Below are 4,152 nucleotides of genomic sequence, written 5' to 3' on the forward strand. Positions count from 1 at the left end.
ATTGGGACTTCAATGTCCGTAAATGGGACTTGTATGATCTGAGCTTCAGGTGGTAAGTCTATATTCGGTTTTGTAGTTTGTTTTTTAGAATCAGGTTTCCCCTCCTCTTGTGGAGGTTCATCTTCCGTGTTAATCCCTTCAATACCCGGTGGTGGTCTAAGGGTGTTAGGAGGTACTACAAGGGGCTTGTAACTAGGTAGCTGGGCCCTTGGTACCTCCAGCACCGCTTGGGGCAGCTCAGGGGCTGCTGGGAGGGTTAGAGAAGGGAGAACTGGTGGTTCACTCCAGGGGTCCACCGAACAAACCGCGTTCGATAAACTTTACTGCTTGATCATCAACAGTGTTGTCAGATTGTTCTGCGAGTTTGGCAAGCATGTCAACAATAAGACGTTTAACTTTTTCAGAGTTAAGGAATGAGAAAAGAATTGGACGGATAAGGGTGATCATGGTTCTTCAGGCCAAAGGGTAGTAGGGTTGTCAATTAATGATTTTAATGTAGGTACATCTGTACAATTATTGATTTCAGTTTGACGTGTGTTACATGCAGAACGTACAGCTTTACGGTAGTTAAACCAATCAATAGGGACACTGCCACCTGTCTCACGTGCTTTAATAACACGCCAATCAGACGAAGCTAGCAGTGAACCTGCAATGTCACTTTGCTTTTGTTTCCACAGAGTCTTTAAATCGTCGAGATCTTTAGGATTATCCACACCCCAGTAAAAACGCTGATCCCAGGATTGACTGGTGTCAGCAACTTCACTGATGCCAATGGCTTGCTTTTCTTCCAAAGTGGTCAAGCGCAGCCAATTAGCAGGATAGGAGATTCCATTGTGTGTAAATGCCCTGTCGTATTGCAGGGTCTTACCATCAAGTTTTAGCATAAGTTATTCTTGTTAATTAGCGTGCGCGAGAGGTTTTGAAGGGATGCTCAGCAAAACAGGCATATAGATACGTTGCACCGTCTTCGTTAAGCCTGCTGTTATCAGAGATTGGCTGAAAACCGTTCGAGAATATGTCAATAGAGTTAGCTGGACCAACAACATCATTTTCCTGATTATTCAAATCAGGCGCTAAATCATCATTGTTGCGATTGTAACCATCGCGTGCTTTATCGTAGATTAACCAGGATTTGCCTGAAATATCTGTGGCTTTAATAAGAATAAATGCAGGACGAAAACCTACATTAATGTACGGCTTAATTGTTGCATTGCCCTTGCCTTCATACGAACCAAACGCGCTAAAGCCTGCGACAGGTGCAAAGCAGTAGGCGATCATAGTTACACCGCTATCGTTGTTTCCAGCATGAACATCAAACGTGGTGGAATTGACGTTTTGGTAGGAATTTGTTGAAGCCTCTGCATCAGTTGAATTAAGAACAAGCCGTTTACCTGCGCCAACTGATGCGTGATATACGTCCCACGAGCTAGTTGCAGATCTAAACTTCTTGATAATCATTTCAGGTGCAGCATTCAAACCATGCCCAATAGTCGCCGCTGAACCATTCCCCGTATATCCAACAATCGAGAACCCAGCAGACGGATTGGCGCGGACATTAGAAGTCAGACTTCCGTCAGTGTTGCTGGCCGTTGATGATCCGCCGTCCCAGGCCCAGCCCACATATGAATCACTAGAGCCATTAACAGCGCTGTCGCTTCCAAGTGAATAACCGTCAGAATTAAACGCAGTCAATACTTGGGCATTAGTAGTATACTCGTCATCAGTTTCATTAGAAAAAAGGGCTTTTGTATTTCCTCTAACTGTGTCAATTAAGTAGTGCCATTCCGTACCGCTGCGTTGCTTTGTCCATACCAAATCCGGGCTAAACCCTAAGCTGATTGACCGGGCGGCTCCAGTCCCGGCGTATGCCACAGCATCAAACGCCGTCGAACCATCGGCAATCGTTGGGTCCGGTAGATTCGTTGTGCAGAGACTAAGGAAGCCTGTTGGTGGCGTGTACGCAAAGGGACGTTGGCCGAAGTTTAGATGATATGTCGTATTCGTGTTGTAGTGAATATACAAAGGAACAACAGTTGTGCTTGCAAGTGGCGAGCTTGAAATGTCAATAGACCCCAAAGCACTTCCGTTTTTGTAAAACTGAACGGTATTGCCATCAAGGTCATACGCAATAGCAATGACATCACCATCAGCCATTGATGAGCTGTAGTTGACTCTTGAGTTTCCATCCAGTTGATACTGGCCGTTGTCACAGAATATGAGCATTCCTTTTGCTCTTTCTGTCGAGTCGTCTTGCAGATAACCTGAAGTGTCGGGCTTTACGCTACTAGCGCAAATTCCGAAAAACACCTTATTGGCCGCTGAGCCATTAGCAGTCGCTTCAAAGTAATACTTGCCAGAAGACACACCTATAGTGCCTTTGACACCCGCCCAGCCAGTGGTAGACGTGGTGGCGTCTAAGTTGCCATTGGACAGCGAGACTGTGCTTTTCCTATCGAGCGGATTTAACGTCGCATAATTTCCGCCATTATTGCCAGAATCTGCCTCGTAATCCGTCGGCGTGTCGATCAGGCTGTCAATGCCTGCGGCATTTGGATCAACAACTCCTGAATCAACGAGGACATTTCCCCCAATCTCAATAGCCCTAATCCCCGTATCAGCAGATGCATCCCGCTGAAACGTCATAGTAAAGGTTGAGTTTGATGAATTGGTGAAATTGACTGTTTGATATGATCCAGCAGAAATTGTTTGATCACTGCCCCCATTTACAGTGACAGTGTGGTCTCCGCCATGCACTATTACTCTTATAGTTGAATCAGAGGCAAACGTTACAGGCGACGTAAAAGTAACCACTCCATTATTGACGGCAGAACAAATGCTGCTGGTGTCGCCATCAAATGCGTTGGTTGCAGGCTCGCTGCCTCTGAACCCTGTGCTTGAAGACAATGAACTGCTCCAGGTTTGACTTTGATTCCAAGCAGAGCCAGCAACTGAAAGATTATTCACCGTCCAAGTATTGCTGTTGCCGCTGCTATCCGTTCCAAGCGCAGCATCGCTGCTGTTGTCGGAGAAGTCGAGGTGGAAAGAATTAACTGTAACGGAAACACTCGGATCAACTAGCAAAATTCCGTCAACCTTAATTCCAGCCCAACCGCCATTGTTCTGCTGGTCTTGGTTAGTGATTGCATCAAAGGATCCACTGCCTGTCGCAACAGTAATCCAACCAGGGCTAGCAAGTTGCGAAAAGTAGTTTGTTGATGGTGTTACGTCTCCCAAGTCAAAATAAGAGTTGCCCGGATTCCCTTCGCCCCTAAAAGCAAATAGTTCGACCTTAGACGTATAGTCGATTGTGCTCGGAAAGGTATAAACAATTTTTGCACCAGTGTTTGTAAATATGCCTGTATTTGCAGCAGGCGATCCATCAAAGCAACCAGCAATGCTGGATCCGTCACCAGTATTTAGCGAACCTGTTGTGACTGACCCGTTGCTCCAAGTTTCTGATTGATCGTAAGAAGAGAATGAACCAGTAAACTTCTTCGGCTGCCAAACATTGTTGTCGTCGTATTCACCGAAGTCAGTCGGTGCAAGTGCTTGACCATCAACATGGTGCACTTCAGCTAAATAAAACTGCCCAAATTGACTATTACCAGCACTGTATTTCCCTATGTTATGAGCAGTGCTGCTGTTGTTAATATCAGTTTGAGTATTTAGTGGGAAAGTGTGTGTGTGCGTTAGTGCTTGCTGTACACCATTAACATAGATTTTTATTCGATCTGAACCTGTACCATTAGTAGAGTTGTAAACCACAACTACGTGCATCCAGGCAGATGTGTCCCTAAAGACAGCCTGAGTTTTAGCATCGCCTACATATCCGACACCGCCCTGATAGTAATAGAACCTTAGGTTATCAGCGCCATTAAATATAATTTCAGCGCCATCAGCACCTGCTGTAAAAATTGCTTGTCTAGATCCAATTTTGCAACGTTTTATCCAGAAGCTAAAAGTCCACGTCTTGCGATTACCTGCAGACGACGGAGTGCGATTGAGATACGCTGAATCTCCTGAGTTAAATCTTAAGGACCTAGAAATCTGAAAGCCAGCGGCAGCCCCAGTTGCACCTGAGGCTCCGGCTAAAATATTATTATTAAATACTGGCATAATTAACTAAGGTTGAGAGTGGCAACAGCATGGATA

At 45.4% G+C, this 4,152-nt stretch carries 2 protein-coding genes; both read right to left on the reverse strand.

All coding sequences use genetic code 11. From position 1 onward, the window contains the following. Positions 1-443: 443 nt before the first annotated feature. Positions 444-884 carry a hypothetical protein gene (locus tag AACP44_RS08590; RefSeq protein WP_339340116.1) on the reverse strand — a complete coding sequence of 147 codons (441 nt, stop codon included), beginning with the start codon at positions 882-884 and terminating at the stop codon, positions 444-446. Positions 885-900: 16 nt separating this feature from the next. Continuing rightward, positions 901-4,116, reverse strand: coding sequence for a LamG-like jellyroll fold domain-containing protein (locus tag AACP44_RS08595; RefSeq protein WP_339340117.1), 3,216 nt, complete (start codon positions 4,114-4,116; stop codon positions 901-903). Between the last annotated feature and the right edge of the window lie 36 nt (positions 4,117-4,152).

It is taken from the genome of uncultured Oceanicoccus sp., from assembly GCF_963968385.1.
Taxonomy (GTDB): domain Bacteria; phylum Pseudomonadota; class Gammaproteobacteria; order Pseudomonadales; family Dasaniaceae; genus Oceanicoccus.